The organism is Geodermatophilus amargosae (assembly GCF_900116515.1).
Lineage (GTDB): Bacteria > Actinomycetota > Actinomycetes > Mycobacteriales > Geodermatophilaceae > Geodermatophilus > Geodermatophilus amargosae.
Genome location: NZ_FPBA01000026.1, coordinates 1 through 24,247, shown reverse-complemented (window position 1 = coordinate 24,247; position 24,247 = coordinate 1). Strand labels below are relative to the sequence as shown.

Below are 24,247 nucleotides of genomic sequence, written 5' to 3'. Positions count from 1 at the left end.
CCGCCCCGCCGTTGCTCCTGAGTGGCCCTGCTGCAGGGTCCCGCCGCGGGCGTGCGGGCGGTGGGGGGCAGCGGGGTCCTCACTTCAGGCGTGGTCCTGGATGGACCGGGCCATCCGGACCTGCTCCTCGAGCACGTCGGTGATCCGGGCCTGCACCGCGTCGAGCTGGCCGATCACCTCGCTGGTGGCGTGGATGCCGGCGGTGACCTGGTCACTGCTGGCCTGGATGCCGGCGATCTGGTCCGACACCCGCTGCGTGGCCGACGCGGTCTCCCGGGCCAGGTCCTTGACCTCGCTGGCGACGACGGCGAAGCCGCGGCCGAGCTCCCCGGCCCGCGCCGCCTCGATCGTGGCGTTGAGGGCGAGCAGGTTCGTCTGGTCGGCGATGCCGGAGATGATCCGGATGACCTCGCCGATCGACGTCGAGGCCTCGGTGAGGGCCGCGACCTCCGCGGTCATCGTCGACGCCTGGGCGACGGCGTTCTCGGCCACCTGGCCCGCCGCGTCGGCGGCCTCGCGCAGCCGGTCGACGCTGTCGAGCAGCTCGCGGGAGCGCTGGGCGTCGGCCGCGGCGCGGCGCAGGACGTCCAGGCGCTGGCTGACCAGCTGCTGCACGTTGCGGAGCGCGTCGGCCCGCGAGTCGGACAGGTCGATGGTCTCGGTGACGAAGAAGTCCATCGTGCCGATGACGCGGCCCCCGGCGGTCACCGGGAAGCAGACGCCGGACTTCACGCCCGCCCGCTGGGCGGCGGGGCGGCGCACGCAGTCGGTGACCTCGGCCAGGTCACGGACGAACACCAGGTCGCGCCGCTTCCACGCCCGGCCCGACAGGCCCACGCCCTCGGCGAAGCTGGCGGCCAGGGTGACCTTGCGGAACTCCTCGCCGGCCGAGCCGGACTCGAGCTGGAAGCGCAGCACGTCCTCGGCCTCGTCGAGTGCCCAGAAGGAGCCGTAGGCCCAGCCGAAGGCCGTGCGCACCGTCTCCAGCGCCGTCCGCAGGGCCGAGGCCTCGTCCGTGGCCTCGCCGACCCGGGTGACCACGGTGGTCACCGCGGCGCGGTCGTCGAGGGTCTCCTTGAGCGCGGAGGTGGCCAGGGCGGACTGCCGGGCGTGGTTGAGCAGCCGGCTGATCGCGCGCCACTTCTCCTGGCGCACGCCGAAGAACGGCAGCGGCGTGGCGTCGTGGAACTCGAGGACGGCGGTGACCCGGCCGTCGTCGACGGCGGGGTGGAAACAGCCGTCGCGGGCACCGGCCGCCCAGGCGGTCTCCCAGCGGATGCACTGACCGCGTCCGGCCGGGGTGCCCTCCATGTGGACCGTCCGGCGCTCCCGCAGCGCGCGCCCGCCCAGGCCGGCCTCCTCGGTCAGCCGGCCGTCGCGGGCCCACGAGGCCGACATGGCCGGGGTGAGCGGGCCGCCCTCCCAGGCGAGCCGGAACGCCCCCGCGCCGTCGGGCAGCCACACCGCGCCGTACCCGAGACCGCAGGTCTCCACGATGGTCCGGACGACGGCGACGTGGGCCTCGAGCACGGTCGACACACCGCCGTCGAGGGCCTCGACCACCTTCTCGAGGGTCTCGACGTCGCGCGGCACGGGCGCGGTGTCCGGCTTCGCGGACGGGTCCTGGCCGGTGCGCCGCCACATGGTCGTCCTCCGGGGTCGAGGGACCCCGGTCCTCCGGTGTCCTGCGCCCAGAGGTTCGGCAGCGGCGTCGCGGAGTGCAGCCGGAACGAGTCAGTGCCGGAGCACGTGACCCGATCGCGACTCAGGCCGCCAGCGCGCGCTCCCCGCGCAGGGCCGAGGTCCCGGCCTCCCACGCGCCGAGGAGGTGACCGGCGGCCAGCCCGTCGAGCGCCAGGGAGCAGGCGGCGCCGAACAGCACGTCAGCGGTCAGCGAGGGGTCCTCGGCCACCAGCGAGCCGCACATGTCCACCGACGCGATCTGCTCGTGCACGGCGTCGGCCTCGACGTGCTCGTCGTAGAACACGGTCGTCGCCCCGCCGTGGCCGAGCCGGCGCAGTCCGGCCGCGTACCGGCGGCTGGGCTCCGAGGAGGTCATCTCCACGCAGGCGAGGTGCCCCAGCGCCGCGCCCCGCCAGCGCCGGTGCAGGCCGAACAGCGACATGGTGTTGACGGAGGTGAACGCCACGGCGGGGGCGTCGTCCCACAGGGCGCCGTAACCGGCGTCGAGGCCGAGGTCGCGCATCATCCCGGCGAACAGTTCGCTGTGCATGCGCTCGGGTGCACCGCCGCCGTACTCGTCGGCCTGGATCTCGACCATCGCGGCCTTGGCGCGGCCCGACAGCCGCGGGATGGCGAAGGTGTGCGGGTCGGCCTCCTTGAGGTGGTAGACCGACCGCAGGGTCAGGTACTCGCGCCACTGCTCCGCGGTGCCCCGCTTGGCCATGTAGGAGGACAGCGACGGGCCGTCGTCGGCGGCGATCAGCGCGGCCAGCTGCTGGTCCACCGGGTCGCCGGTCGCGGGAACGGGTCCGGTCAGCTCGCGCAGCGCCGCGAGGTGCCGGCGCTCCAGGTGCGCCCGCAGGGTGAGCAGGTCGGGGTCCCACTCGAGCGTGTCGTCGACCCCGTCGAACCCGCGGTAGTGCACCTCGTAGCAGAGCGCCAGTGCCAGCTGCAGGTCGTCGTCGTGCAGGGGGTCGGCACTGGTCTCGGCGGTGGTGCGGGCCAGGTCGACGGTCGCGGGGGAGACCGACCCGGCGAGCAGGTCGTCGCGGAGGGCGTCGGACAGGGGGCCCCGTGGCTCGGGCAGGCGCATGGTCCCGGCCATGCCCAGCCGCGGCGGGTTCGATGCACCGCGCACGATGTGATGCCGCGCGAGGAGCCGTCCGCGCGGGCGCGGCCCCCGGACGGCAGGATCGCGGCGTGCCCTTCGAGACCTCCGCCGCGCTCCTGCGCACCACCGGCGCCGAGGGCTGGACGCTGGTCGAGCCGCTCGCCTACCACGGCCGGCGCGACCGCTTCGTCGTCCCGGCAGGCTTCAGCACCGACCTGGCCACGGTGCCGCGGCCGGTGCTGTGGCTGGTGCCCCGGGCCGGCCGCTACACGCTCGCGGCGGTGCTGCACGACTGGCTGTGCACCGTCGGCATCGCCACCGGCGCCGTCTCCTCCCGCGACGCCGATGGGGTCTTCCGCCGCGCGATGCGCGAGGCCGGCGTCCCGGTGGTGCTGCGCTGGCTGATGTGGACCGGCGTCCGGTGGGGAGCCCTCGCCGACCCGCAGCGACGGCGCGGGTGGGTGCTGTCGGCGCCGGGCGTCCTGGTGATCTCGCTGCTGGCTGCGCCCCTGGTGCTGCCGCCGTCGCTGCTGGTCGTCCCCGGCCTGCTCGTCTACGGGGCGGTCGAGCGGCTGGTGTCGGGGGAGGCCGGGGTGCGGCCCTGGTCGTCCCGCCGCTGACCGGCCGGTGCCGCGGGCCGGTCACGAGCCGGTCACGACCGGACGCCTCAGCGGGCGGTCGGTGCGCACCCTTGGCATGCTCGCCGCGTCTCCAGGACGGCGTCGTCCGGGCGCCGTCTGCGCACCGAGGAGGATGCCCGTGTCCACCACCGTCAACAGGTCGGACACCGACGGCGGGGCTCCTGCCGGGACGGGCCGCCCTCCGCTGAAGAGCGTCCTCGTGTGGACGGCGGTCGCCGTCGTCGGCGCGGTCTGCTGGGGCGTGCTGGCCATCGCCCGCGGCGAGACGATCTCGGCGCTGTGGCTGCTGTTCGCCGCGCTGTGCTCGTACGCGATCGCGTACCGCTTCTACTCGAGGTTCATCACCTACAAGGTGCTGCGGGCCGACGACAAGCGGGCGACCCCGGCCGAGCGGCTGGAGAACGGCGTCGACTTCGACGTCACCGACCGCCGGGTGCTCTTCGGCCACCACTTCGCCGCGATCGCCGGCGCCGGCCCGCTCGTCGGCCCGGTCCTCGCGGCCCAGATGGGCTACCTGCCCGGGACCATCTGGATCGTCGTCGGCGTCATCTTCGCCGGAGCCGTCCAGGACCTCGTCGTCATGTTCTTCTCGATGCGGCGCAACGGGAAGAGCCTCGGCCAGATGATCCGCGAGGAGATCGGCGTCGTCGGCGGGGTCGCCGCGCTGATCGCGGTCTTCGCGATCATGATCATCATCCTGGCCGTCCTGGCACTGATCGTGGTGAACGCGCTGGCCGAGTCGCCGTGGGGCGTGTTCTCGATCGGGCTGACCGTCCCCATCGCCCTGTTCATGGGCGTCTACCTGCGCCGGCTCCGGCCGGGCAGGGTGCTCGAGGCGACCGGCATCGGCGTCGCCCTGCTGCTGCTGGCGATCGTGGCCGGCGGCTGGATCGAGGACACCGGTCTCGGCGACGCGCTGACCCTCTCCAAGGAGTGGCTGGTCCTCGCGCTGGTCATCTACGGCTTCGTCGCCTCGGTGCTGCCGGTCTGGCTGCTGCTGACCCCGCGCGACTACCTGTCGACGTTCATGAAGGTCGGCGTCATCGTCCTGCTGGCGATCAGCCTGATCATCGCCCGGCCGGTGCTCCAGGCCGAGGCCGTCACCGACTTCGCCCGGGAGGGCACCGGCCCGGTCTTCGCCGGATCGCTGTTCCCCTTCGTGTTCATCACGATCGCGTGCGGCGCCCTGTCCGGATTCCACGCGCTGATCTCCTCGGGGACGACGCCGAAGATGGTCGCCAAGGAGGGCCAGGTCCGCCTGATCGGCTACGGCGGCATGCTGATGGAGTCGTTCGTGGCCGTCAGCGCGCTGATCGCCGCCTGCGTGATCGACCAGGGCCTCTACTTCGCGATGAACAGCCCGGCCGGTGCCACCGGCGGGACCGTGGAGTCGGCGGCCACGTTCGTGCAGGGGTTGGGCTTCGACACCACCGCGGAGAGCCTCGGCGCGGCGTCGGCGGCGGTCCAGGAGGACACGCTGATCTCCCGGACCGGCGGCGCCCCGGCGCTGGCCGTGGGTCTTGCGCAGGTGTTCAGCCAGGCGTTCGGCGGCGGCGGCCAGGCGTTCTGGTACCACTTCGCGATCATGTTCGAGGCGCTGTTCATCCTCACCGCCGTCGATGCGGGCACCCGGGTCGGCCGGTTCATGCTGCAGGACACGATCGGCAACGTCTGGAAGAAGTTCGGCGACCTGTCGTGGCGGCCGGGCAACATCATCGCCAGCGCCGTCGTCGTCGGCCTGTGGGGCTCGGTGCTCTACATCGGCGTCACCGACCCGCTGGGCGGCGTCAACCAGCTCTTCCCGCTGTTCGGCATCGCCAACCAGCTGCTCGCCGCCATCGCGCTGACGCTCTGCACGGTGCTGCTGGTCAAGCACGGGAAGCTGCGCTACGCGTGGGTGACCGGCATCCCGCTGGTCTGGGACCTCGTCATCACCATGACCGCGAGCTGGCAGAAGGTCTTCTCCGGTGATCCGCGGGTCGGGTACTTCACCCAGGCGGGCGTCTACCGCGACGCCCAGGACGCCGGGGAGGTCCTGGCGCCCGCCCAGGACCAGGGCCAGATGGACCAGGTCATCTTCAACTCGACGCTCAACGGCATCCTGCAGGCCCTCTTCGCACTGCTGACGCTGGTCGTGGCCGCCCACGCGGCCGTGATCATCGTGAAGGCGATCCGCAACCGTGGTCTCCCGACCACCGAGGAACCGGCCGTGCCGTCGAAGCTCGTCGAGCCGGCCGGGCTGTTCGCGACGCAGGAGGAGAAGCGGGCCATCGCCGAGCACGAGCGACTCGTCGGCGCCGGCGCCGGCCGCACCGAGGCGGAGGAGAAGTGACGGCGTCCGCCGCGGTCGTCCGGGCCTGGCAGGGCGTGCGCTGGTACTTGAAGGAGTTCACCGGCGAGGCCCGCTGGGACGACTACCTGGCGCACTGTGCCGAGCACGGGCACGAGCCGGTGTCCCGGCGGGAGTTCGAGCGGCGGCGCGCCGACGCGCTCGAGCGCAACCCCGTGAGCCGCTGCTGCTGAGGCCTGCGCGACCCCGGTCCCCCGCAGGGAGAGCGACGAGCACCAGCACGAGCGCTACATCCGGCAGACCGACGCCGCGCTGGCCGGGCGGCCGGAGGACCTGACGGTCACCACGCACATGTGCCGGGGCGACTTCCGCTCCTCGTGGGTGGCCGAGGGCGGCTACAACCTCGTCGCCGAGGCGCTGTTCGGCGGACTGGAGGTCGACGGCTTCTCCCTCGAGGACGACGACGCCCGCTCCGGCGGGTTCGAGCCGCTGCGCTCCGTGCCCCGGGGCAAGCGGGTGGTCCTCGGCCCGGTGACGACGAAGCGGCCGGAGCTGGAGAGCAGGGACGACCTCAGGCGCCGGATCGACGAGGCCGCGCGGTACGTCCCGCTCGAGCGGCTCGCGATCTCGCCGCAGTGCGGCTTCTCCTCGACCGTGGAGGGCAACGCCCTCACCCGCGACGAGCAGGTGGCCGAGCTGGCGCTGGTCGTCGCGGTGGCCCAGGAGGTGTGGGGCTACGCCTGGACGAGGGCCTGGGAGGCGGCCCGGGCCGGGGCGGGCACCGGGTCGCTGCCACCCGCGCCCGGGCGGCAGCGGCGCAGCCGGGCGACGGTGAGCCGGCCCCCGCGCAGGAGCCCGTGGTTCCGCAGCGCGTCGAGCCCGTAGGTCGAGCAGGTCGGCGTGAACGGGCAGCACGGCGGCCGGGCCGGGCTGACCCGCGCGCGGTAGGCGACGACCAGCCGGACCGGCCAGCGCGCCCCCCACGGCGTCCCGGCCGGCGCGGGCGTGACCAGCGCCGCGGGGAGGGCCAGCCACAGCAGGGAGAACAGACTGATGGCGTCACAGCCGCTCTCGCAGCCGTCGCAGCCGTCGCCGGAACCGCCGGCCTTCCGCTCGGAGCGCTGACGACGGCGGGTGCACCCGGGACGGCTGGTCACGGCGGGGCATGCTGCAGGTCGCCGCTCCCCGGGGGAAGGGCCCGCCGCGCGGGTCGGGCGCGCAACGTCTCGTCCCTCCCGTCACTCGGGTCGGCGCGCGCCACAGGAGGACTCCAGCGGCGCGACCGGGGTGCCGACTCTGAGGGCACGTCCCGAGGTCATCGGGCCCGTCCGAGAGGAGACGTCATGTCCGTGCCGTCGTCCCCCGACCGCCGCTCCCGCCGTCTGACCGAGCTGCGCGCCGGCATGTCCGTCCTGACCAGTGCTGCCGCCGACCTCGGCGTGGGCGGCCACTCCGACGTCCGGGTGCTGCCCGACGGCCGGCTGTGGCTCGACGAGCTCGACATGGCCGTCTCCGCCGCCGACGTCTACCAGGCGGCCCGCGGACTGGTCGCCGCGCAGCTCGACGCCATCGCGCAGGTCTCCGGCCGGCCGGTCGAGGACCACGCGCTGGCCCGGCTGGTCACCCTGCAGACCAACGAGGTCATGGTGGGCCTCGAGGACGCCGCCGACGACGTCATCGTCGATGCCGTGGACGACACCTTCGACGGCTCCATCGACGACGCCATCGACGACGCGGCGTAGGCGCGGCAACCGCACCGGGACCTCCGACCCCGTGTGCCCGGCGGTCCGCGGGCCTAGCCTGCGTTCCACGGGACGCCACCGGGCGGGCCGGTGGCCGGACGCCGCTGCGGCGGCGGGACGGAAGGGCGACCGGTGGAGACCGACCGGCGGACCCGCGCGACGACCGTCTTCGTGCTCGACGACCACGAGGTGGTCCGGCGGGGCGTGGCCGCCGTCCTCGGTGCCGCCCCGGACCTGACCGTCGTCGGCGAGGCGGGGACCGCGGCCGAGGCGCTGGCTCGGGTCCCGGCGCTGCACCCGGACGTCGCCGTCATCGACGTCCGGCTCCCCGACGGCGACGGCATCACGGTCGGCCGCGAGCTGCGCTCGCGCGTGCCCGGCCTCGCGCTGGTCGTGCTCACCAGCTACAGCGACGACGAGGCCCTCGTCGACGCGATCCTCGCCGGCGCGTCGGGCTACCTGCTCAAGCAGGTCCTCGGCCGGGACCTCGTCGAGGGTGTGCGCACGGTCGCCGCCGGCGGTTCGCTGCTGGACCCGACGGCGACGGCGGCGGTCTTCGCCCGGCTGCGCCGGGCGGTCGAGGCCCCCGGGCCGGTGACCCGGCTGTCCGGGCAGGAGCGGGCGGTGCTCCAGCTGATCGGGGAGGGCCTCACCAACCGGCAGATCGGCCAGCGGATGTTCCTCGCCGAGAAGACGGTGAAGAACCACGTCTCGCACCTGCTGGCCAAGCTCGGCCTCGAGCGGCGCACCCAGGCGGCCGTGCTCGCCACCGAGATCCGCACGGGGGCACTGCCGCGCTGAGCGCCCGGACGGTCAGCCGAGCGGCGCCCACCAGCGCAGGCAGGTGCCGCCGCCGGGCCGGGGGGAGACGGTGAGCCCGCCGCCGCGCCGCTGCGCGCGCTCGGCCAGGTCCCGCAGCCCGCTGCGGGCGGCCCGGGGGTCGATGCCGCGGCCGTCGTCGGCCACCTCCAGCACCACCTCGCCGGTGACGTCGAGGGTGACGGTGACGTGCCGCCCCCCGGCGTGGCGGACGCAGTTGCTCACCGCCTCGCGGGCGACCGCCTCGACGTCGGCGGCCAGCGACCCGGTGACCAGGTCGTCGACGACCCCGGACACGCGCACGGTGGACGACAGCGGGCCCGCCGTCGCCGTGACGACGTCCAGCAGCCGGCGGCGCAGGCCCCCGGAGTCGCCGCCGTGCAGGTCGAAGATCGTCATCCGCAGATCGTGCACCGTCCCGTCCAGCTGCTCGACGACCTCGACGATCCGGCGGTGGGCCGCCGGGTCGGCCACCCGCGGCAGCACCGACTGCAGGGACAGGCACGCGGCGTAGACCTGCTGCACGACGTGGTCGTGCAGGTCCCGGGCGATGCGGTCGCGGTCGGCGGAGACGGCGAGCTCGACCTCGGAGGGCGTGTCAGACGGCGCGACCGGATCGGTCCCGGGGGCCGTGCTGAGCAGTGCGTCGAGCAGGTCGGCCACCCGCTCCTGGCTGCGGTGGACGTCGGCCAGGCGCTCGCGCACCTCGTCGAGCACGACGCCGCCGCCGCTGCCCGGGGCGGGCACGATCCGGGACACGGTCACGGCCGCCTCCTCTCGGTCAGCCTCGCAGCCCCAGCCTGGCACCGGACCCGGCGACCGGGAACCCGCTTCCGGCGCGCCGCGTGGCCTCAGCGCCCGAGGGCGGAGGTCCCGGGCGCCCCGGGTCCTCGGTCGGTGTCCGGCGCCCACGGCCGCGAGGAATCTCGGGGAGGTCCGCCGGCGACCCGGGACGACCGGTCGCGGACCGCACACGGCGGGGGAGGAGGGCTCTGGTGACCGAGACGCGGACGGTCCACCCGGTGCGGGTGGACGGGGTGCTCGACGCCCCGCTCTCCCGCTGGCTGTGGCTGGTCAAGTGGCTGCTGCTGGTCCCGCACGTCGTCGTGCTCGTGGTCCTGTGGCTCGCCTGGATCGGGTGCACCGTCGCCGCGTTCTTCGCGGTGCTCGTGACCGGCCGGTACCCGCGGCCGCTGTTCGACTTCTCCGTCGGCGTGCTGCGCTGGACCTGGCGGGTGCAGTACTACGGCTACAGCGCGCTCGGCACCGACCGGTACCCGCCGTTCACTCTCGGCGAGGTCCCTGGTTACCCGGCCTCGTTCTCCGTCTCGTACCCGGAGCGGATGTCGCGCGGCCTGGTCCTGGTGAAGTGGTTGCTCGCCCTGCCGCACTACCTGGTGGTCGCGCTGTTCATCGGCGGTGGCGTCTGGGTGGGGACCGCCGGCTGGGGGTCCGACGACGTCTGGGACGACGGCTGGGCCTTCGGGGGGCTGGTGCCCCTGCTCGTCGTCGTGGCGGCGCTGGTGCTGCTCGTCACCGGCCGCTATCCCGAGCCGGTGCACGACATCGTGCTGGGGATGGACCGCTGGGTGCTGCGCGTGGCGGCCTACACCGGCCTGCTCACCGACACCTACCCGCCGTTCCGGCTGGACCTCGGGGGCACCGACCCCGGCTCGGGACCCGCGGTGTCCTCCCCGGTGACTGCTCCCGCGGGCGCGGTGCTGACCGGCACACCGGCGGGGCCGGCCACCGCGCCGCCGAGTCCGTACCCGGTGCCGGGCCGGTGGACGGCCGGGCGCGTGGTCGCCGTCGTCGTCGGTGCGCTGCTGTTGGCCGCCTCCACGGGACCCCTGGCCGCCGGCGGGGCCTTGCTGTGGGCCGACACCACCCAGCGCGAGGACGGCCTGCTGTGGTCCGCCGACGCCGACGTCACCAGCGACCGGTACGCCGTCACCACCGGGGACCTGGCGCTCGGCGGGCAGGGGCTGGACTGGGTCGTCGACGACCTCCTGGGCACCGTCCGGCTGCGGGCCACCCCGGCCGATCCGGACGACGAGCTGTTCGTCGGGGTCGGCCGCACCGCCGACGTGTCCCGCTACCTCGACGGCGTCGGGCACTCCGTGCTCGACGAGATCGGCGGCGACGGCGTCCCCTCCGACGCGGTGACCACCCGCGACGTCCCCGGCTCGGCACCTGCCGCGGCGCCCGGGGAGGCGGGGATCTGGGTGACGTCGGTGGCCGGTGCGGGCACCCGGGACCTGGACTGGCGACCGGCCGACGGCGACTGGACGCTGGTCCTCATGCGCGCCGACGGCTCGGCCGGCGTCTCCGCGGAGGTCGCGGTCGCGGCCCCCGTGCCGGGCCTGACCTGGATCTCGGTCCTGCTGCTGCTCGGCGGGGTGCTCCTGGCCGGCGTGGGCACCGCGCTGGTGGTCCTGGGCGTGCACCGGGCCGGCACCGCCAACCCGCCGCCGGGCGGGGTGCCCGCTGCCGGACCGCCGCCGGCCCCGGTGCTGACGGGCGGCCCGCAGCGGCGGTGAGCACGTCGTGCGGTGCCCGGGCAGCCCGGGCACCGCACGGACCCACCGGGGGAGTCCGGCCGTCACTGGTGGACGCGGTGCCCCCTGCCCGGGGAACATGCGTCGCGCACGGGGACGTCGCCCTCCGGGGAGGAGTGGTGGTCCGTGCGCATGCGCTGCGGGTTCACGACCGAGGCGAGCGCCGAGCAGGTGCTGCGCGCCTACACCGACTTCACCGACCGCCGGCTGGAGACCTGGCGGGACACGCTGCGCCCGGAGGACTTCGCCGTCGTCGACGTCGGGGACACCTGGGCCGTCGTCCGGGAGGGCAGCCTGCGGATGGGCGTCGTCCTCCGGTACGAGTGGGACGACCCGGGCGGCGTGCGCTGGACCCTGCTCGAGAGCACGTTCTGCCAGCGTGGTGCGGGGCGGCTGACGGTGACCCCGCGGGAGGAGGGCGGAGCCCGGGTCGAGATCGCCATCGAGGAGCACGGCCCGAAGGGCGTCCTCGGTCCGGTGGTCCTCGCCCTCAAGGGCCTGCTCGGGCCGCACGTCCTGGCGCGGGCGTCGAAGCGGTCGCTCGACCGCTTCGCGCGGGAGGACCGCGCGGCCTCCTGACCCCGGTCCCGGGGTGACAACCGGCACACCCGGGATGCACCGCCGCCGCGTCCGCATTGACCCCTTCCGTGCAGAACGTCTGGGGGCTCACGCGGCGGCGTGAGCTGGACTTCGGCCGGGTGACGACCGCGGGCTGTCGACGCGACGCCGTGCTCCGTCGCCTCTGAAGTCCTCCTCGAAAGGCCCCTCCGTGCTCGTCCGTCTCCGCCGCGTCCCGTTCGCGGCGCAGGTCCTCCTCGCCCTCGTCGTGGGCGTCGCGCTCGGCCTCGTGGCCCGCGACCTCGGTCCCGTCGCCGACGGGACGCCGAACTGGCTCACCAGCACCCTGCAGACCGTCGGCGGCACCTTCGTCACGCTGCTCAAGGTGCTGGTCCCGCCGCTGATCGTCACCGCGGTGATCGTCAGCATCGCCAACCTCAAGCAGGTCTCCAACGCCGCCCGGCTGGCCGGCCAGACCCTGCTGTGGTTCGCGATCACCGCGCTGATCGCGGTCTCCATCGGCATCGGCCTGGGCCTGCTCACCCAGCCCGGCCGCAACAGCAGCGTCGACGCCGCCGCCCAGGCCGTCCCGGAGTCGACCGGCTCGTGGTGGGACTTCCTGACCGGTCTCGTGCCCCAGAACATCCTGGGCCTGCAGGGCTCGCCCGACGGCTCGCTGTCGTTCAACGTCCTGCAGCTGATCGTGCTGTCGGTCGCGATCGGTATCGCCGTGCTCAAGGTCGGCGAGCCGGCCGAGCCGTTCCTCGGCCTGGTCCGCTCGGCCCTGGCGATCGTCCAGAAGGTGCTGTGGTGGGTCATCCTCCTGGCGCCGCTCGGCACGGTCGGTCTGATCGGCAACGCCGTGGCCACCTACGGGTGGGACTCCCTGGGCTCGCTCGGCGTCTTCGCCGGCTCGGTCTACGCCGGCCTCGCGCTGGTGCTCTTCGTCGTCTACCCGGTGCTGCTGCGCCTGCACGGCCTCTCGCCGCTGCGGTGGTTCGCCGGTGCCTGGCCGGCGATCCAGCTGGCCTTCGTCTCCCGGTCCTCGATCGGCACGCTGCCGGTGACCGAGCGGGTCGCCGAGCAGAGCCTCGGCGTGCCGCGGTCCTACGCCTCCTTCGCCGTCCCGCTCGGGGCGACGACGAAGATGGACGGCTGCGCGGCCATCTACCCGGCGCTCGCGGCGATCTTCGTGGCGCAGTTCTTCGACGTGCCGCTGTCGGTCACCGACTACCTGCTCATCGCCCTGGTGTCCGTGGTCGGCTCGGCCGCCACCGCCGGCGTCACCGGCGCGGTGGTCATGCTGACGCTCACGCTGTCCACGCTGGGCCTGCCGCTGGCCGGTGTCGGCCTGCTGCTGGCGATCGACCCGATCCTCGACATGGGCCGCACCGCGGTGAACGTGGCCGGCCAGGCGCTGGTCCCGACGATCGTCGCCAAGCGCGAGGGCATCCTCGACCTCGAGCGCTTCCGCACGGGCCGCGCGTCCGCCCCGGTCGCCGCCGGGACCGGCGGGGTCGACGCCGACCTGCGGCAGCCCGCGGCCGTCTGACCCCGGCTGGTCCCCTCCCCGGGCCGGCGACCTCCCCGCGGAGGTCGCCGGCCCGAAGTCGGTTGCGCGCCGTGCCGCGGGCCGGGACCGTGGCGCCCGGCGACGGCGGAGGGGTGCGGGTGCGCGATCTCGTCTACTACATCGGGGTCTCGATCGACGGGGTCATCGCGGGCCCCGACGACGAGGTGGACTTCTACGTCCTGGGGGAGCCGTTCACGGAGTGGATGGCGGCCGAGTACGCCGACGCGCTGCCCACCCACGTGCGCCGGGCCATGGGGGTCGACGGCACGCCCAACCGGCGCTTCGACACGATCGTGATGGGACGGCGGACCTACGACCCGGCCCTGGGCGCCGGCATCGTGAGTCCCTACGCCCACCTCCGGCAGGTCGTCGTCTCGCGGACGCTGGAGTCGCCCAGCCCGGAGGTGACCGTCGTCCGCGACGACCCGGTCGCGGCGGTCCGCGCCCTCAAGGCGGAGTCCGGCCTCGACGTCTACCTGGCCGGGGGCGGGCAGCTGGCCGGTCAGCTGCTCGGCGAGATCGACCGGCTGGTGGTCAAGCAGTACCCCGTCGTCGCCGGAGCCGGCCGCCCGGCCTTCGGCGCGCACTTCGCGCCCACCGGCTTCGCCCTGGACGACGTGCGGACCTTCCCGGGCGGCCCCGCCGTCCTCAGCTACGTGCGGCAGCGCTGAGGGGCTCCGCGGCGGCGGGCTCGGGGGTGCCGGCCGCCCGCTCCGACGCCGGCTGGGCGGCGGGACTCGCCGTGCTGCTCGCGGCGTGGAACGACCTCGTGGTGCCCCGGCTGCCACCGCGCGCATACGTGCCGGTCAACGCCGCCGCCACCGCCGCGCTGCTGGCGGCCGCCCGCGCCCGGGGCACCTCCTGGGACGAGCTGGGTCTCGACCCCCGGCGGCTGCGCTCCGGCGCGCGGTGAGGCGGGACCTGCGCCGCGGTGGTCGGCGCCGGCTACGCGGGAGCCCTCGCCGTCCCCGTGCTCCGGCCGCTGCTCGCCGACGCGCGGGTCACCGGGCTGGACCCCCCCGACCTGACCGCCCGGGTGCTGGTGCGCATCCCGGTCGGCACGGTGCTCTGGGAGGAGGTCGCCTTCCGCGGCGTCCTGCCTCCGGCGCTGCGCCGGGTGCTGCCCGGGCGGCAGGCCGACGCTGCCGCCGCGGTCCTGTTCGGGCTCTGGCACGTGGCGCCGACGCTGGAGGGGCTCGCGGTCAACGGCCTCGACGCGGCACCGGCGCGCCGGGCCGGGGCGGTGGCCGCCGCGTGCCTGGGCACCGCCGGCGTCGACGTCCTGTTCGCCTGGCTGCGCCGGCGCAGCGGCAGCCTGCTGGCCCCAGCGGTGTTGCACCTGGCCGCCAACGACCTCGGCGTCCTCGCCGCCGCGGCCACCGGTCGCCGTGTGACCTGAGTAGCATCCGCAGCCTGCCCACCCGGGGTGCACCTGGACGGTTGCTGAGAGGACAGATGGACTGGGACACGTACGCGCAGACATACCGGCAGCTCGACGACGAGTCGACCGTCCCGCCACTGCTGCGCCGGGTGCTCGACGGTTCCAGCGGCACGCTGATCGACGTCGGCTGCGGCGAGGGCGCGCTGCTCGACCGGCTGCGAGCCGGCTACGGGGACGCGTGGACGCTGACCGGCTACGAGGTGTCCGGTGTCCGTGCGGAGATGGCGCGCAGTCACGGCCACACCGTCCACACCTCGCCCGACGGCGTCGTGCCGGTCGAGGACGGCTCGTTCGACGTCGCGACCGCGAGCCACGTCATCGAGCACGTCCCCGACGACGGGGTCTTCGCCCGGGAGCTGCTGCGGATCACCCGGCCCGGGGGGTTCGTCTACGTCGAGACGCCGGTGAAGCTGCCCGGTGCCTGGTACTTCCGGCGCAACCCGCAGGCGGGCTGGGTCCTGGACTCCACCCACGTCCGGGAGTACCGGTCGGCCGCGGCGGTGAACGAGGTGCTGGCCGGGGCCGGCCTCACCGTCGTCGCGGAGGACCTGACCCCCATCTCCTATCCGCTGGCCGCTGCCGGCCTCCTGGTCCGGCGGGTCCTCCGGCTGCCCCAGTCCACGAAGCGGCCCTCGGGCCTGGCCGCACGATCGGTGAGCATCCCGCGGTACCGGCAGCAGGCGGTGCTGACCCAGCGGCCGGAGCCGCCCGTCGCCTGAGGTGCCGGCGGTCCGGTCCCGGGTGTGAGGACGCGTCCGGCCGGGGTCGATGACGTGGGCCCGGACCGCGGCGCGGCGCGGGCTCCCGGGCGCCGGGCCGCGGCACGGGGTCGTCCTCGCCGTGTGTCCGCAGGTCAGGGGCGCCTCCGCCTGCTGGAGGCGTGCGCTGTGGGCGCCCGGGTGGGAGCCCGAGGGGCCTCGGAGCCGGACGGACGGCTGTGTGACCGGCGTCATGCCGGAGGCGTCGGGGCGTGTCACCGGTACAACCCCTCGCGGGTGTGACGAAGGAGTACCGACATGCAGATCCGTCGAACCGCCGTGACCCTGGCCAGCGTCGCCGCCCTCGGTATCGGAGGCGTCGCCCTGGCCGCGCCTGCGAGTGCCCAGCCGATCTTCACCGGTGGACTGGTCAACGTGAACATCGAGGACGTGAACGTGCAGATCCCGATCGGCGTCGCCGCCAACGTGTGCGGCGTCACCGTGGCCGTCATCGCGGAGGTCCAGCCCGCTCCGTTCGACTGCGACGCCGCCGTGATGCAGGACCTGCCGGTGGCCTTCCGGTAGGCCGCGTTCCACCGCACGACCGCAGCGCCCCGGCACCCCCGCCGGGGCGCTGCTCCGTGTCGTGACCTGTTCGTGGTTGCCTGACGAGCAAGGGCACCCTAAGTTTGGTTAGGCAAGCCTCATCTCGTCTCGGTCGGGTGTCCCCGTGCACCGCGTGGACGCGTGCGCGGGCCGGTCAGCGGCTGCCCCTGCGCCCGGGCCCCGCCGACCGGTGGAGGACGACCGCGCTGGACCTCAGCGCGGCCAGGACCGGAAGGACACCATGCGTTCGGCACCACGTCTGGCAGCGCTCTCGACCGCTGCCCTGCTCGTCGGCGGACTCGCCGCCTGCTCCGAGTCGTCGGCCGCGGCCGGCGACGAGGCGGAGGCCTCCGGCGACTCCGCCCCCGTGACCATCGAGCACGCCTTCGGCACGACGACGATCGAGTCGACGCCGGAGCGGGTCGCCACGGTGAACTGGGCCAACCACGAGGTGCCGCTGGCCCTCGGCGTCGTCCCGGTGGGCATGGCCGCCGCCAACTTCGGCGACGACGACGGCAACGGCCTGCTGCCGTGGGTCGAGGAGCGGCTCGAGGAGCTCGGTGCCGACGCTCCGGTGCTGTTCGACGAGACCGACGGCATCGACTTCGAGGCAGTCGCCGACACCGACCCCGACGTCATCCTCGCCGGCTACTCGGGGCTGACCCAGGAGGACTACGACACGCTGAGCGAGATCGCGCCGGTCGTGGCCTACCCGGTGGCGCCGTGGGCGACGCCGTGGCGGGAGATGATCGAGGTCAACGCCGCGGGCATGGGGATGGCCGAGGAGGGCGAGGAGCTCGTCGCCGACATCGAGCGGGAGATCGCCGACACGGTCGCCGAGCACCCGCAGCTCGAGGGCACGTCGACGATGTTCCTGACCCACGTGGACACGACCGACCTCAGCGAGGTCAGCTTCTGCACGCCGTTCGACACCCGCAGCGCCTTCTTCGAGGACCTCGGGCTCTCGACGCCCGAGAGCGTCGCGAGCGTCTCGACCGACAGCGAGCAGTTCTCGGGGACGGTGACTGCCGAGCGGATCGACGTCTTCGACGACGTGGACGTCATCGTGACCTACGGCGACCAGGCGCTGGTCGACGCCTTGAACGCCGACCCGCTGCTCTCGCAGATCCCGGCGGTGCAGAACGGGGCGATCGTCCTGCTGCCCGACACGCCCCCCGGCACCGCGGCGAACCCGACCCCGCTGGCCATCTCCTGGGTGCTCGAGGACTACGTCTCGATGCTCGCCGAGGCGGCTGACGAGGCGCAGTGACCGCGCTCCGACCCGCTCCGGCCCCGGGTACCGCCGGCGCGCGGCGCCCGGGGCCGGTCCGGCTGCTGTGGCTGCTCGTCGTCGTCGGGGTCCTCGCCGCCCTCGCCGCCGCCTCCATCGCGGTGGGGTCCCGGGGGGTGGGCTGGAGCGACGTCCTGGCCGCGCTCGGCGGGTCGTCGGACGACCTCGGCCAGGCGGCGGTCACCAAGCGGATCCCGCGCACGGTCCTCGCCGTCCTCGTCGGGGCGGCGCTCGGGCTCTCCGGCGCGGTCATGCAGGGCGTGACCCGCAACCCGCTGGCCGACCCGGGCGTGCTCGGCATCAACAGCGGGGCGTCGCTGGCCGTCGTCGCCGGGCTGGCCTGGTTCGGGCTGTTCTCGGCCGCCAGCATCATCTGGACGGCGATCGCCGGGGCCGCCGTCTCCACGGTGTTCGTGTACGCCGTCGGCGCGCTGGGGCGGGGCGGCCCGACCCCGCTGAAGCTCGCGCTGGCCGGGGCCGCGACCGCCGCCGCGCTCACCTCGTTCATCACCGCCATCGCCCTGCCCCGCGGTGACCTCTCCGTCAGCATCCAGTCCTGGGAGGTCGGCGGGGTCGGCGGCGCCACCTCGGCGACCATCACCCCGGTCCTGCCCTTCCTCGCGGTCGGGCTCGTCGTCAGCCTGCTGTCGGCGCGCAGCCTCAACTCCCTCGCCCTGGGCGACGACCTCGCGGCCGGTCTCGGCGAGCGCGTCGCCCTGGCCCGCGGCCTGGCCGCGGCCGGCTCGGTGCTGCTGTGCGGGGCCGCCACCGCGGTGGCCGGGCCGATCGGCTTCGTCGGGCTCGTCGTCCCGCACCTGTGCCGGCTGCTGGTGGGCGTGGACCACCGCTGGCTGCTGCCGTTCACGGCCCTGACCGGCGCGTGCCTGCTGGTCGGCGCCGACGTGCTCGGCCGGATCGTGGCGCGCCCGAGCGAGATCGACGTCGGCATCGTCACCGCGCTGGTCGGCGCCCCGTTCTTCATCGCCCTCGTGCGCCGGCAGCGGATGCGTGAGCTGTGACCGCGGGACTGGTCCCGCCGTCGTCGGCCGTCGACGCCGTCGCCCGTGGCCGGCTCCGCCGCGCCTCGCGCCGGCGGCTGGTCGTCGCCGTGCTCGCCGGCCTCGTCGTCGCGGCCTTCTGCGTCACGCTGATGATCGGGCGCACCGTCTACCCGCCCGGCGACGTGTTCCGCGTCGTCCTCGGCCAGGACGTACCCGGCGCCACCTTCACGGTGGGGCGGCTGCGGCTGCCGCGGGCGGTGCTCGCGGTCGTGGCGGGGCTGGGCTTCGGCCTCGCCGGCGTCACGTTCCAGACGATGCTGCGCAACCCGCTCGCCAGCCCCGACGTGATCGGCATCAGCGCCGGCGCCAGCGCCGCGGCGGTGATCGCGATCGTGTTCCTCGGCCTGTCGGGGACCGCGGTCTCGGTCACGTCGATCGTCGCCGCGCTCGGCGTGGCGCTGCTGGTCTACACGCTGGCCTCCACGGGCGGGGTCGCGGGCACCCGGCTCATCCTCATCGGCATCGGCGTCGCCGCGATGTCCCGGAGCGTCGTCTCCTACGTGCTGTCGAAGGCCGGGACCTGGGACTTCGCCGAGGCGCTGCGCTGGCTGACCGGCAGCCTCAACGGCACGACCTGGGAGGCGACGCTGCCGGCAGTGGTCGCCCTGCTCGTGTTCGGGCCCGTGCTGCTCGCGCAGACCCGCGACCTCGCCGCGCTGCAGCTGGGCGACGACACCGCCTCCGCCCTGGGGACGCGCGTCGAGCGCACCCGGCTCGTGGCGATCGTGGCGGCGGTCGGGCTGATCGCCTTCGTCACGGCCGCGTGCGGACCGATCGCGTTCGTGTCGTTCCTCGCCGGCCCCATCGCCGCCCGGGTCGTGGGGCCGAACGGCTCCCTGCTCGTGCCGGCGGCCCTCGTCGGGGCGCTGCTGGTGCTCGTGGCCGACCTCGTCGGGCAGTTCGCGCTCGACACCCGCTTCCCCGTCGGTGTCGTCACCGGCGTGCTGGGCGCGCCGTACCTGGTCTACCTGATCGTCCGCACCAACCGGGCCGGAGGCTCGCTGTGACCACCACCCACTCCCTCGCCGCCGAGGAGCTCGTGCTCGGGTACGGCGAGCGCGCCGTCATCGACGACCTCGACCTGGTCCTGCCGGCGGGCCGGATGACGGCGATCGTCGGCGCCAACGCGTGCGGCAAGTCGACCCTGCTGCGGTCGATGTCCCGCCTGCTCGCCCCGCGCGCCGGCCGGGTGCTGCTCGACGGCCGGGCGGTGCACCGGATGCCGGCCAAGGAGCTCGCCCGCACGCTCGGGGTGCTCCCGCAGTCGCCGCTGGCCCCCGAGGGCATCACCGTCGCCGACCTCGTGGGCCGCGGCCGCCATCCGCACCAGCGCGTCTTCTCGCGCTGGAGCCGGGAGGACGACGTCGCGGTGGCCACGGCGCTCGAGGCCACGCAGACCACCGACCTCGCCGAGCGCCCGGTGGACGAGCTGTCCGGCGGCCAGCGCCAGCGCGTGTGGATCGCGATGGCCCTCGCCCAGCAGACCGATCTGCTCCTGCTGGACGAACCGACCACGTTCCTCGACGTCGCGCACCAGGTGGAGGTCCTCGACCTGCTCACCGACCTCAACCGCACCCGCGGCACGACGATCGTGATGGTCCTGCACGACCTGAACCTCGCCGCCCGCTACGCCGACCACCTGGTGGCCCTGGCCGCCGGCCGGGTGCACGCCGCCGGCGACCCCGCCGCGGTGCTCACCGAGGAGAACGTGCGGGTCGTGTTCGGGCTGGAGAGCCGGGTGATCGTCGACCCGACGTCGGGGCGGCCCCTGGTGCTGCCCCTCGGCCGGCACAACGTGGCTGCGCCCGCCGCCGCCCCGTGGGCCGGCTGATCCGACCGGTGGTCGCTTGCACGACGGTGCGCCCGGTCAGCTCGGTGACGGGAGGCGGGGCGGAACCGGGGTGGAGACGACGAAGGAGCTGATCGTCTGACCGTGCAGCAGGAGGCGGTCGAGCACGTCCTCCATGGCCTCGATCGACGGGGCGTGCACCTTGAGCAGGAAGCAGTCCTCCCCGGAGATCCGATGACACTCCGACACCTCGGACAGCCGCGCGGCCAGGTCGGTGACCTTGGTCAACTGACCAGGACCCGGCCGGATGCGCACCCATGCGGCCACCGGCAGGCCGAGCGCGGCGGGGTCCACGTCGAGTCGGTAGCCCCGGATGACCCCGGTCTCCTCCAGGCGGGCGATCCGCTCCCGGACCGCGGGGGCCGACATCCCGACGCGCCGAGCGAGCTCCGCGGCCGAGGCGCGGGCATCCTCGGTCAGCGACGCGAGCAGGCGCCGGTCGACGTCGTCCAGAGCCGGCGCTCCGAAGCGACTGCTGTTCCGGCTCCTGGCTTCTCTCCGGGAGGCCAAAACGGGCGCCTTCCTCCACTCGTGCATGGTCACCGCTGCGGTGCCTTCGCAGGACAGGGGCATGGCGAAGCCGAGGGATCCCGTTCGCCCGGCCACTGACGGGGCGGGTGCGCGGCCCGGTCAGCTGGGCCGCGTGGTCGAGCGGGTGCCGCCGCATGCGTGGTTCGTGGTGAGTGCGGTGTTCCACTACCTGGGGCCGGCGTTCGCCGTGCTCCTCTTCGCCCGGGTCGACGTGCTCGGGGTGGCGTGGCTGCGGATCGCCTCGGCCGCGCTGGTGCTGGCGCTGTGGCGCAGACCCGGGCGGGTGTGGCGGACCCTCGATCGCGGCACCCGACGCCTGCTCGTCGCCTGGGCGACCGTGCTCGCTGCCATGAACAGCTGCTTCTACCTGGCCATCGACCGGCTCCCCCTGTGCACCGTCGCGGCCGTCGAGTTCCTGCCGGTCATCGCACTGGCCGCGATCGCCGTGCGCAGCGCGCGGAACGCCGGTGCGCTGCTGGCCGCCGTGGCCGGGGTCCACCTGCTCACCGACGTGCACCTCGCGGCCGAGCCGGTCGGGTTGGCCTTCCCCGCCGCCAACGCCCTGCTGTTCGCCGGCTACGTCGTGCTGGCCCACCGCGTCGCCAGCAGCGGTCAGGTCCCCGGGCTCGACGGGCTGGCCCTGTCGATGGTCATCGCCTCGCTGATCGCGCTGCCGATCGGCCTGGTGCCGGCCGCTCCCGCGTTCGTCGACCCCGTCGCCCTGGCCGCGGGTGTCGGCGTCGGTGTCGCCTCCTCGGTGATCCCCTACGTCTGTGACCAGCTCGCCATGGCCCGGCTCGCCCGCGCCACCTATGCGTTGATGGTCTCCCTGCTGCCCGCCACGGCCACCGTCATCGGCGTGGTGGTCCTGGCCCAGCTGCCCACGGCGCGAGAGGTCCTCGGTGTCGCACCGGTCGTTGCCGGCGTGGCCCTGTACCGCCCAGCACGGCCGCCACGGCCGGTCGACGAGCGAGAGCCCGACACGTCGCGTCCCGGGCACACGTAGGGCCTGCGACGCCGAGCCGACCCGGCTCACGCGGCTCGACGCGCGATGATCGCCCCCGGGCGGCGGCGGGGACCCGCCGCCGCCCGGGACCGCCGGTCAGTCCTCGATCGACTGGTACACGACCGCCCGGAAGTCGGCCTCGGGCAGGTCGAAGCCGACCATGTGCTGCGTCAGGAGCACGCCGACGATCTCCTCGACGGGGTCGACCCAGTAGTAGGTCTTCGCCGCACCGGCCCAGCCGAACTCGCCGGGGGAGCCGGCCAGCGCGCTCTGGCCGATGTCCATGGCGACGCGAGAGCCCAGGCCGAACCCGTAGCCGAGGGCCGGTACGCCGGCGAGGGCGTACGGGCGCAGCGCCGGTGCGAGGTGGTTCGTGTGCATCAGCTCGAGCGTCTTGCGGCCGAGGATGCGTGTGCCGTCCTCCGCCTTGCCCGTGAGCAGCATGTTCGCGAAGCGCATGTAGTCCGAGCCCGTCCCGAAGAGGCCGAGGCCGCCACGCTGGAAGACGTCCGCCGCGTCGCTCGGATAGGTCGACTCCACGTCGCGGCGGCCGACGTCGCCGGCGGCGAACGCGCCCGCCAGGGTGCTGAACGTCATGTCCTCGGCGAGGATGTCCGGCAGGCCGTACATGGCGGAGATGCGGCCGCGCGCGGACTCCGGCACGCCGAAGGCCGTGTCGGTCATCCCGAGCGGTCCGAAGAGGCGCTCTTGGAGGAAGTCCCCGAGCTCCTGGCCCGAGATGACCTCGATCAGGCGCGCGGTGACGTCGGTGCCCAGGCTGTAGTGCCACATCGTCCCGGGCGCGAAGGCGAGCGGGATCGTCGCGAGCTCGTCGATGAGCTTCTCCAGCGTGCGCGTCGGGTCGTGCATGAGCTGCTTCGCGCGGTACTGCTCCGCGACCGGGAAGTCCTCGAGGAAGTCGTAGGTGAGCCCGCTGGTGTGGCTCATCACGTCGCGGATCTGCATCGGGCGCAGCGGCGACTGGTCCTCGAGCGTCCCGCCCGGCCCGGCGATCTTCGTCGCCCCGAACGCCGGGATCCACTTGGCGACCGGGTCGACGAGCTGGAACCTCCCCTCCTCGAAGAGCGTCATCAGCGCAGTGCAGATGATCGGCTTGGTCATCGAGTACAAGCGGTAGATCGTGTCCTCCGCCAGGGGCACCTCGGCTTCGCGGTCCTGCCAGCCGATCCGCCCCGCATGGACGAGCTGGCCGCGGCGCGACACGAGCGTCGTGAAGCCCGGGTAGCCGCGCTCGTCGACGTACTTCTGCAGCGCGGGCGCGATGCGCCCGAGGCGGTTGACGCTCATCCCCACCGACTCCGGAGACGTGAGCTGGGACTCGACCTGGGTCATTCACGGACTCCTTCGATCGGGAGGGGCGCCGACCATACGCCCGTGGCGCATCCGGCGATCGCCCGGTCGCCCGCACCCTGCGTTCGCCAGGGACGTAGGTCCGTCTGGCCCTTCGACGAGACGCGTCGGGTGAGGACGGTCGACGACTCGACTCCGCGCGCTGGCCCTCGCGCGCGGACCGGCCTGGCGTAGGGGGGCGTCGGACTTCTCCAGCGGCCGGCGTGCGCATGCCCGCGCGTAGGACCGAGGCGCTCACTCACCGGCATCTGCGGTTCTCTGTCGCTCCTGTGGGAGCAAGCCGAACACCTCGGCATGTCGAGCCTGGCCTCTAGGGTCGGTCGACGATGCGAGGGTGAGGGTCGATGACCGACTTCCTGCGGGTCACGGTGCACGACCGGGTGGGCTGGATCGAGTACGACCGCCCGCCGGTCAACGCCTTCCACTGGGAGATGCTGCGAGAGGTCCCGGACGCGTTGCAGCGGCACCTCACCGACCCCGCCGTCCGGGTGGTGGTGTTCGCCAGCGCTCTGGACGCCCACTTCAGCGTCGGCGCCGATCTGCGGGTCTTCTCCGACATGGACGACGAAGGCATGCGCCGCTGGGTCGACGTGTGCCACGACCTCGTGCGCAGGATGCGCGCGTCGCCCAAGCCGCTGCTGGCGGCGATCCACGGCACCGCGGTCGGCGGCGGCCTGGAGATGGTGCTGCACTGCGATGTCCGCTTCGCCGCGAGCACCGCCCGACTCGGGCAGCCGGAGATCGACATCGGGTTCATCCCGCCGGTCGGCGCGACGCAGGCACTGGCCCGCCTGCTGGGCCGCGCACGAGCGCTGCGCCTGCTCTATGACGGCACGCTGCTCAGCGCCGAGGAGGTGCATGCCATCGGCCTCGTCGACGTCGTGGTGGGTGCCGAGCGGCTGCGTGGGGAGGTGCAGAGCTACGCCGAGGGGCTGGCCCGGAAGCCGGCGCGGGCGCTGGCGGCGATTCGGCGCTGCATCACCGAGGGCGTCGACCTGCCCTTCGAGGAGGGCTTGACCATCGAGCGGGAGGAGGCGGTGGCACTCGGCGCGACGGCGGACTTCCGTGAGGGGCTGGACGCCTTCCTCGGCAGACGGCCACCGGTCTGGTCGGATTGACCTGGGACCGGATCCGATCCGAGGGCGCCACTCCGACATCACCCGGCGGCACATGGCCGTGAACATCCGCAAGTTCGTGCTGCGTGCGCACGGCCTCGACGAGCTGGTCGCCACCGGCACGCTGACCCTGCAGGCGGCGCGGTTCCTCGAGGCCGCCGTCGGCGCTGGCCTGAACGTCCTGGTCTCCGGTGGCACGCAGGCCGGGAAGACCACCCTCCTCAACTGCCTGTGCGCGGCGATCCCGGCGCGGGAGCGGGTGATCACCTGCGAGGAGGTCTTCGAGCTCCGGGTGCCGCTGCC

At 74.3% G+C, this 24,247-nt stretch carries 26 protein-coding genes and 1 pseudogene; 21 read left to right on the top strand and 6 right to left on the bottom strand.

Annotated features, from left to right (window positions below):
* Positions 1-84: 84 nt before the first annotated feature.
* Together BM414_RS23775 and BM414_RS23770 are read right to left on the bottom strand one after the other, a co-directional pair.
* Positions 85-1,644 (bottom strand): methyl-accepting chemotaxis protein, encoded by a 1,560-nt coding sequence (locus BM414_RS23775; RefSeq protein ID WP_093583618.1) that lies wholly within the window; start codon positions 1,642-1,644, stop codon positions 85-87.
* A 121-nt stretch (positions 1,645-1,765) separates the two neighbouring features.
* A complete protein-coding gene (locus BM414_RS23770; RefSeq protein ID WP_245784946.1) occupies positions 1,766-2,821 on the bottom strand; it encodes an iron-containing redox enzyme family protein in 1,056 nt (351 codons plus the stop codon).
* 62 nt (positions 2,822-2,883) lie between these two features.
* Here BM414_RS23770 and BM414_RS23765 point away from each other — a divergent pair, with 62 nt between their 5' ends.
* The 4 genes and pseudogenes from BM414_RS23765 to BM414_RS31095 all read left to right on the top strand — a co-directional run.
* Positions 2,884-3,414 carry a DUF1353 domain-containing protein gene (locus BM414_RS23765; RefSeq protein ID WP_093583616.1) on the top strand — a complete coding sequence of 177 codons (531 nt, stop codon included), beginning with the start codon at positions 2,884-2,886 and terminating at the stop codon, positions 3,412-3,414.
* Positions 3,415-3,553: 139 nt separating this feature from the next.
* Complete coding sequence (locus BM414_RS23760; protein WP_281246778.1) at positions 3,554-5,767, top strand: carbon starvation CstA family protein; 2,214 nt, start codon at positions 3,554-3,556, stop codon at positions 5,765-5,767.
* Positions 5,764-5,958 (top strand): YbdD/YjiX family protein, encoded by a 195-nt coding sequence (locus BM414_RS23755; protein WP_093583612.1) that lies wholly within the window; start codon positions 5,764-5,766, stop codon positions 5,956-5,958. Before BM414_RS23760 ends, BM414_RS23755 begins: the two co-directional genes overlap by 4 nt.
* A gap of 58 nt (positions 5,959-6,016) precedes the next feature.
* Positions 6,017-6,436: pseudogene (locus BM414_RS31095) on the top strand (uroporphyrinogen decarboxylase/cobalamine-independent methonine synthase family protein); the annotation flags it as partial.
* Between the two features lie 23 nt (positions 6,437-6,459).
* Here BM414_RS31095 and yidD read toward each other — a convergent pair.
* Positions 6,460-6,882 (bottom strand): membrane protein insertion efficiency factor YidD, encoded by a 423-nt coding sequence (gene yidD, locus BM414_RS31090; protein ID WP_245784945.1) that lies wholly within the window; start codon positions 6,880-6,882, stop codon positions 6,460-6,462.
* 186 nt (positions 6,883-7,068) lie between these two features.
* Here yidD and BM414_RS23740 point away from each other — a divergent pair, with 186 nt between their 5' ends.
* Both BM414_RS23740 and BM414_RS23735 read left to right on the top strand, forming a co-directional pair.
* Complete coding sequence (locus BM414_RS23740; protein WP_245784944.1) at positions 7,069-7,467, top strand: hypothetical protein; 399 nt, start codon at positions 7,069-7,071, stop codon at positions 7,465-7,467.
* A gap of 132 nt (positions 7,468-7,599) precedes the next feature.
* Complete coding sequence (locus BM414_RS23735) at positions 7,600-8,268, top strand: response regulator (RefSeq protein WP_093583610.1); 669 nt, start codon at positions 7,600-7,602, stop codon at positions 8,266-8,268.
* A gap of 12 nt (positions 8,269-8,280) precedes the next feature.
* On the opposite strand, the gene BM414_RS23730 is transcribed toward BM414_RS23735, so the two are convergent.
* Positions 8,281-9,051 (bottom strand): sensor histidine kinase, encoded by a 771-nt coding sequence (locus BM414_RS23730; protein ID WP_175551768.1) that lies wholly within the window; start codon positions 9,049-9,051, stop codon positions 8,281-8,283.
* A gap of 230 nt (positions 9,052-9,281) precedes the next feature.
* On the opposite strand from BM414_RS23730, the gene BM414_RS31085 reads away from it, so the two are divergent.
* From BM414_RS31085 to BM414_RS23675, 12 genes are all read left to right on the top strand, one after another.
* The gene (locus BM414_RS31085; protein ID WP_093583606.1) at positions 9,282-10,826 is read left to right on the top strand and encodes a DUF4389 domain-containing protein; all 1,545 of its coding nucleotides are present in this window, start codon (positions 9,282-9,284) and stop codon (positions 10,824-10,826) included.
* A gap of 144 nt (positions 10,827-10,970) precedes the next feature.
* Entirely contained in the window at positions 10,971-11,423 is a 453-nt protein-coding gene (locus BM414_RS23720; protein ID WP_093583604.1) for an SRPBCC family protein, read from the top strand.
* A 190-nt stretch (positions 11,424-11,613) separates the two neighbouring features.
* A complete protein-coding gene (locus BM414_RS23715; RefSeq protein WP_245784943.1) occupies positions 11,614-12,954 on the top strand; it encodes a dicarboxylate/amino acid:cation symporter in 1,341 nt (446 codons plus the stop codon).
* A 119-nt stretch (positions 12,955-13,073) separates the two neighbouring features.
* Positions 13,074-13,646 (top strand): dihydrofolate reductase family protein, encoded by a 573-nt coding sequence (locus BM414_RS23710; RefSeq protein WP_093583711.1) that lies wholly within the window; start codon positions 13,074-13,076, stop codon positions 13,644-13,646.
* 26 nt (positions 13,647-13,672) lie between these two features.
* Entirely contained in the window at positions 13,673-13,888 is a 216-nt protein-coding gene (locus tag BM414_RS30395; protein WP_217644910.1) for a hypothetical protein, read from the top strand.
* Between the two features lie 18 nt (positions 13,889-13,906).
* Positions 13,907-14,374: a CPBP family intramembrane glutamic endopeptidase gene (locus tag BM414_RS23705; RefSeq protein ID WP_217644909.1), complete on the top strand. Its 468-nt coding sequence runs from the start codon at positions 13,907-13,909 to the stop codon at positions 14,372-14,374.
* 56 nt (positions 14,375-14,430) lie between these two features.
* Positions 14,431-15,135, top strand: a complete 705-nt coding sequence (locus BM414_RS23700) for a class I SAM-dependent methyltransferase (protein WP_093583602.1) — start codon at positions 14,431-14,433, stop codon at positions 15,133-15,135.
* Positions 15,136-15,432: 297 nt separating this feature from the next.
* The gene (locus BM414_RS23695) at positions 15,433-15,699 is read left to right on the top strand and encodes a hypothetical protein (protein ID WP_093583600.1); all 267 of its coding nucleotides are present in this window, start codon (positions 15,433-15,435) and stop codon (positions 15,697-15,699) included.
* A 262-nt stretch (positions 15,700-15,961) separates the two neighbouring features.
* The gene (locus BM414_RS23690) at positions 15,962-16,990 is read left to right on the top strand and encodes an ABC transporter substrate-binding protein (protein WP_093583598.1); all 1,029 of its coding nucleotides are present in this window, start codon (positions 15,962-15,964) and stop codon (positions 16,988-16,990) included.
* A complete protein-coding gene (locus tag BM414_RS23685) occupies positions 16,987-18,030 on the top strand; it encodes a FecCD family ABC transporter permease (RefSeq protein WP_093583596.1) in 1,044 nt (347 codons plus the stop codon). Before BM414_RS23690 ends, BM414_RS23685 begins: the two co-directional genes overlap by 4 nt.
* A complete protein-coding gene (locus BM414_RS23680) occupies positions 18,027-19,079 on the top strand; it encodes a FecCD family ABC transporter permease (RefSeq protein WP_093583595.1) in 1,053 nt (350 codons plus the stop codon). The genes BM414_RS23685 and BM414_RS23680 overlap by 4 nt, the downstream gene beginning before the upstream one ends.
* Positions 19,076-19,903: an ABC transporter ATP-binding protein gene (locus BM414_RS23675; RefSeq protein ID WP_093583593.1), complete on the top strand. Its 828-nt coding sequence runs from the start codon at positions 19,076-19,078 to the stop codon at positions 19,901-19,903. Before BM414_RS23680 ends, BM414_RS23675 begins: the two co-directional genes overlap by 4 nt.
* 36 nt (positions 19,904-19,939) lie before the next feature.
* On the opposite strand, the gene BM414_RS23670 is transcribed toward BM414_RS23675, so the two are convergent.
* The gene (locus BM414_RS23670; protein ID WP_093583709.1) at positions 19,940-20,458 is read right to left on the bottom strand and encodes an Lrp/AsnC family transcriptional regulator; all 519 of its coding nucleotides are present in this window, start codon (positions 20,456-20,458) and stop codon (positions 19,940-19,942) included.
* A 34-nt stretch (positions 20,459-20,492) separates the two neighbouring features.
* Between BM414_RS23670 and BM414_RS23665 the strand changes: the two genes are divergently transcribed.
* The gene (locus tag BM414_RS23665) at positions 20,493-21,458 is read left to right on the top strand and encodes an EamA family transporter (protein WP_093583591.1); all 966 of its coding nucleotides are present in this window, start codon (positions 20,493-20,495) and stop codon (positions 21,456-21,458) included.
* Positions 21,459-21,554: 96 nt separating this feature from the next.
* On the opposite strand, the gene BM414_RS23660 is transcribed toward BM414_RS23665, so the two are convergent.
* On the bottom strand, positions 21,555-22,811 hold the full coding sequence (locus BM414_RS23660) for a serine hydrolase domain-containing protein (protein ID WP_093583589.1): 1,257 nt from the start codon (positions 22,809-22,811) through the stop codon (positions 21,555-21,557).
* Between the two features lie 362 nt (positions 22,812-23,173).
* On the opposite strand from BM414_RS23660, the gene BM414_RS23655 reads away from it, so the two are divergent.
* The gene (locus BM414_RS23655; protein WP_093583587.1) at positions 23,174-23,947 is read left to right on the top strand and encodes an enoyl-CoA hydratase/isomerase family protein; all 774 of its coding nucleotides are present in this window, start codon (positions 23,174-23,176) and stop codon (positions 23,945-23,947) included.
* 52 nt (positions 23,948-23,999) lie between these two features.
* Positions 24,000-24,247, top strand: a 248-nt coding sequence (locus tag BM414_RS23650; protein WP_245784942.1) for an ATPase, T2SS/T4P/T4SS family, incomplete at its 3' end; no start/stop codon positions are given.

Coding starts and splice junctions, on each gene's coding strand:
- BM414_RS23775 (WP_093583618.1), bottom strand. CDS start 1,644: ATGTGGCGGCGCACCGGCCAGGACCCGTCCGCGAAGCCGGACACCGCG.
- BM414_RS23740 (WP_245784944.1), top strand. CDS start 7,069: ATGTCCGTGCCGTCGTCCCCCGACCGCCGCTCCCGCCGTCTGACCGAG.
- BM414_RS23700 (WP_093583602.1), top strand. CDS start 14,431: ATGGACTGGGACACGTACGCGCAGACATACCGGCAGCTCGACGACGAG.
- BM414_RS23695 (WP_093583600.1), top strand. CDS start 15,433: ATGCAGATCCGTCGAACCGCCGTGACCCTGGCCAGCGTCGCCGCCCTC.
- BM414_RS23690 (WP_093583598.1), top strand. CDS start 15,962: ATGCGTTCGGCACCACGTCTGGCAGCGCTCTCGACCGCTGCCCTGCTC.
- BM414_RS23670 (WP_093583709.1), bottom strand. CDS start 20,458: ATGCACGAGTGGAGGAAGGCGCCCGTTTTGGCCTCCCGGAGAGAAGCC.
- BM414_RS23665 (WP_093583591.1), top strand. CDS start 20,493: ATGGCGAAGCCGAGGGATCCCGTTCGCCCGGCCACTGACGGGGCGGGT.
- BM414_RS23660 (WP_093583589.1), bottom strand. CDS start 22,811: ATGACCCAGGTCGAGTCCCAGCTCACGTCTCCGGAGTCGGTGGGGATG.
- BM414_RS23655 (WP_093583587.1), top strand. CDS start 23,174: ATGACCGACTTCCTGCGGGTCACGGTGCACGACCGGGTGGGCTGGATC.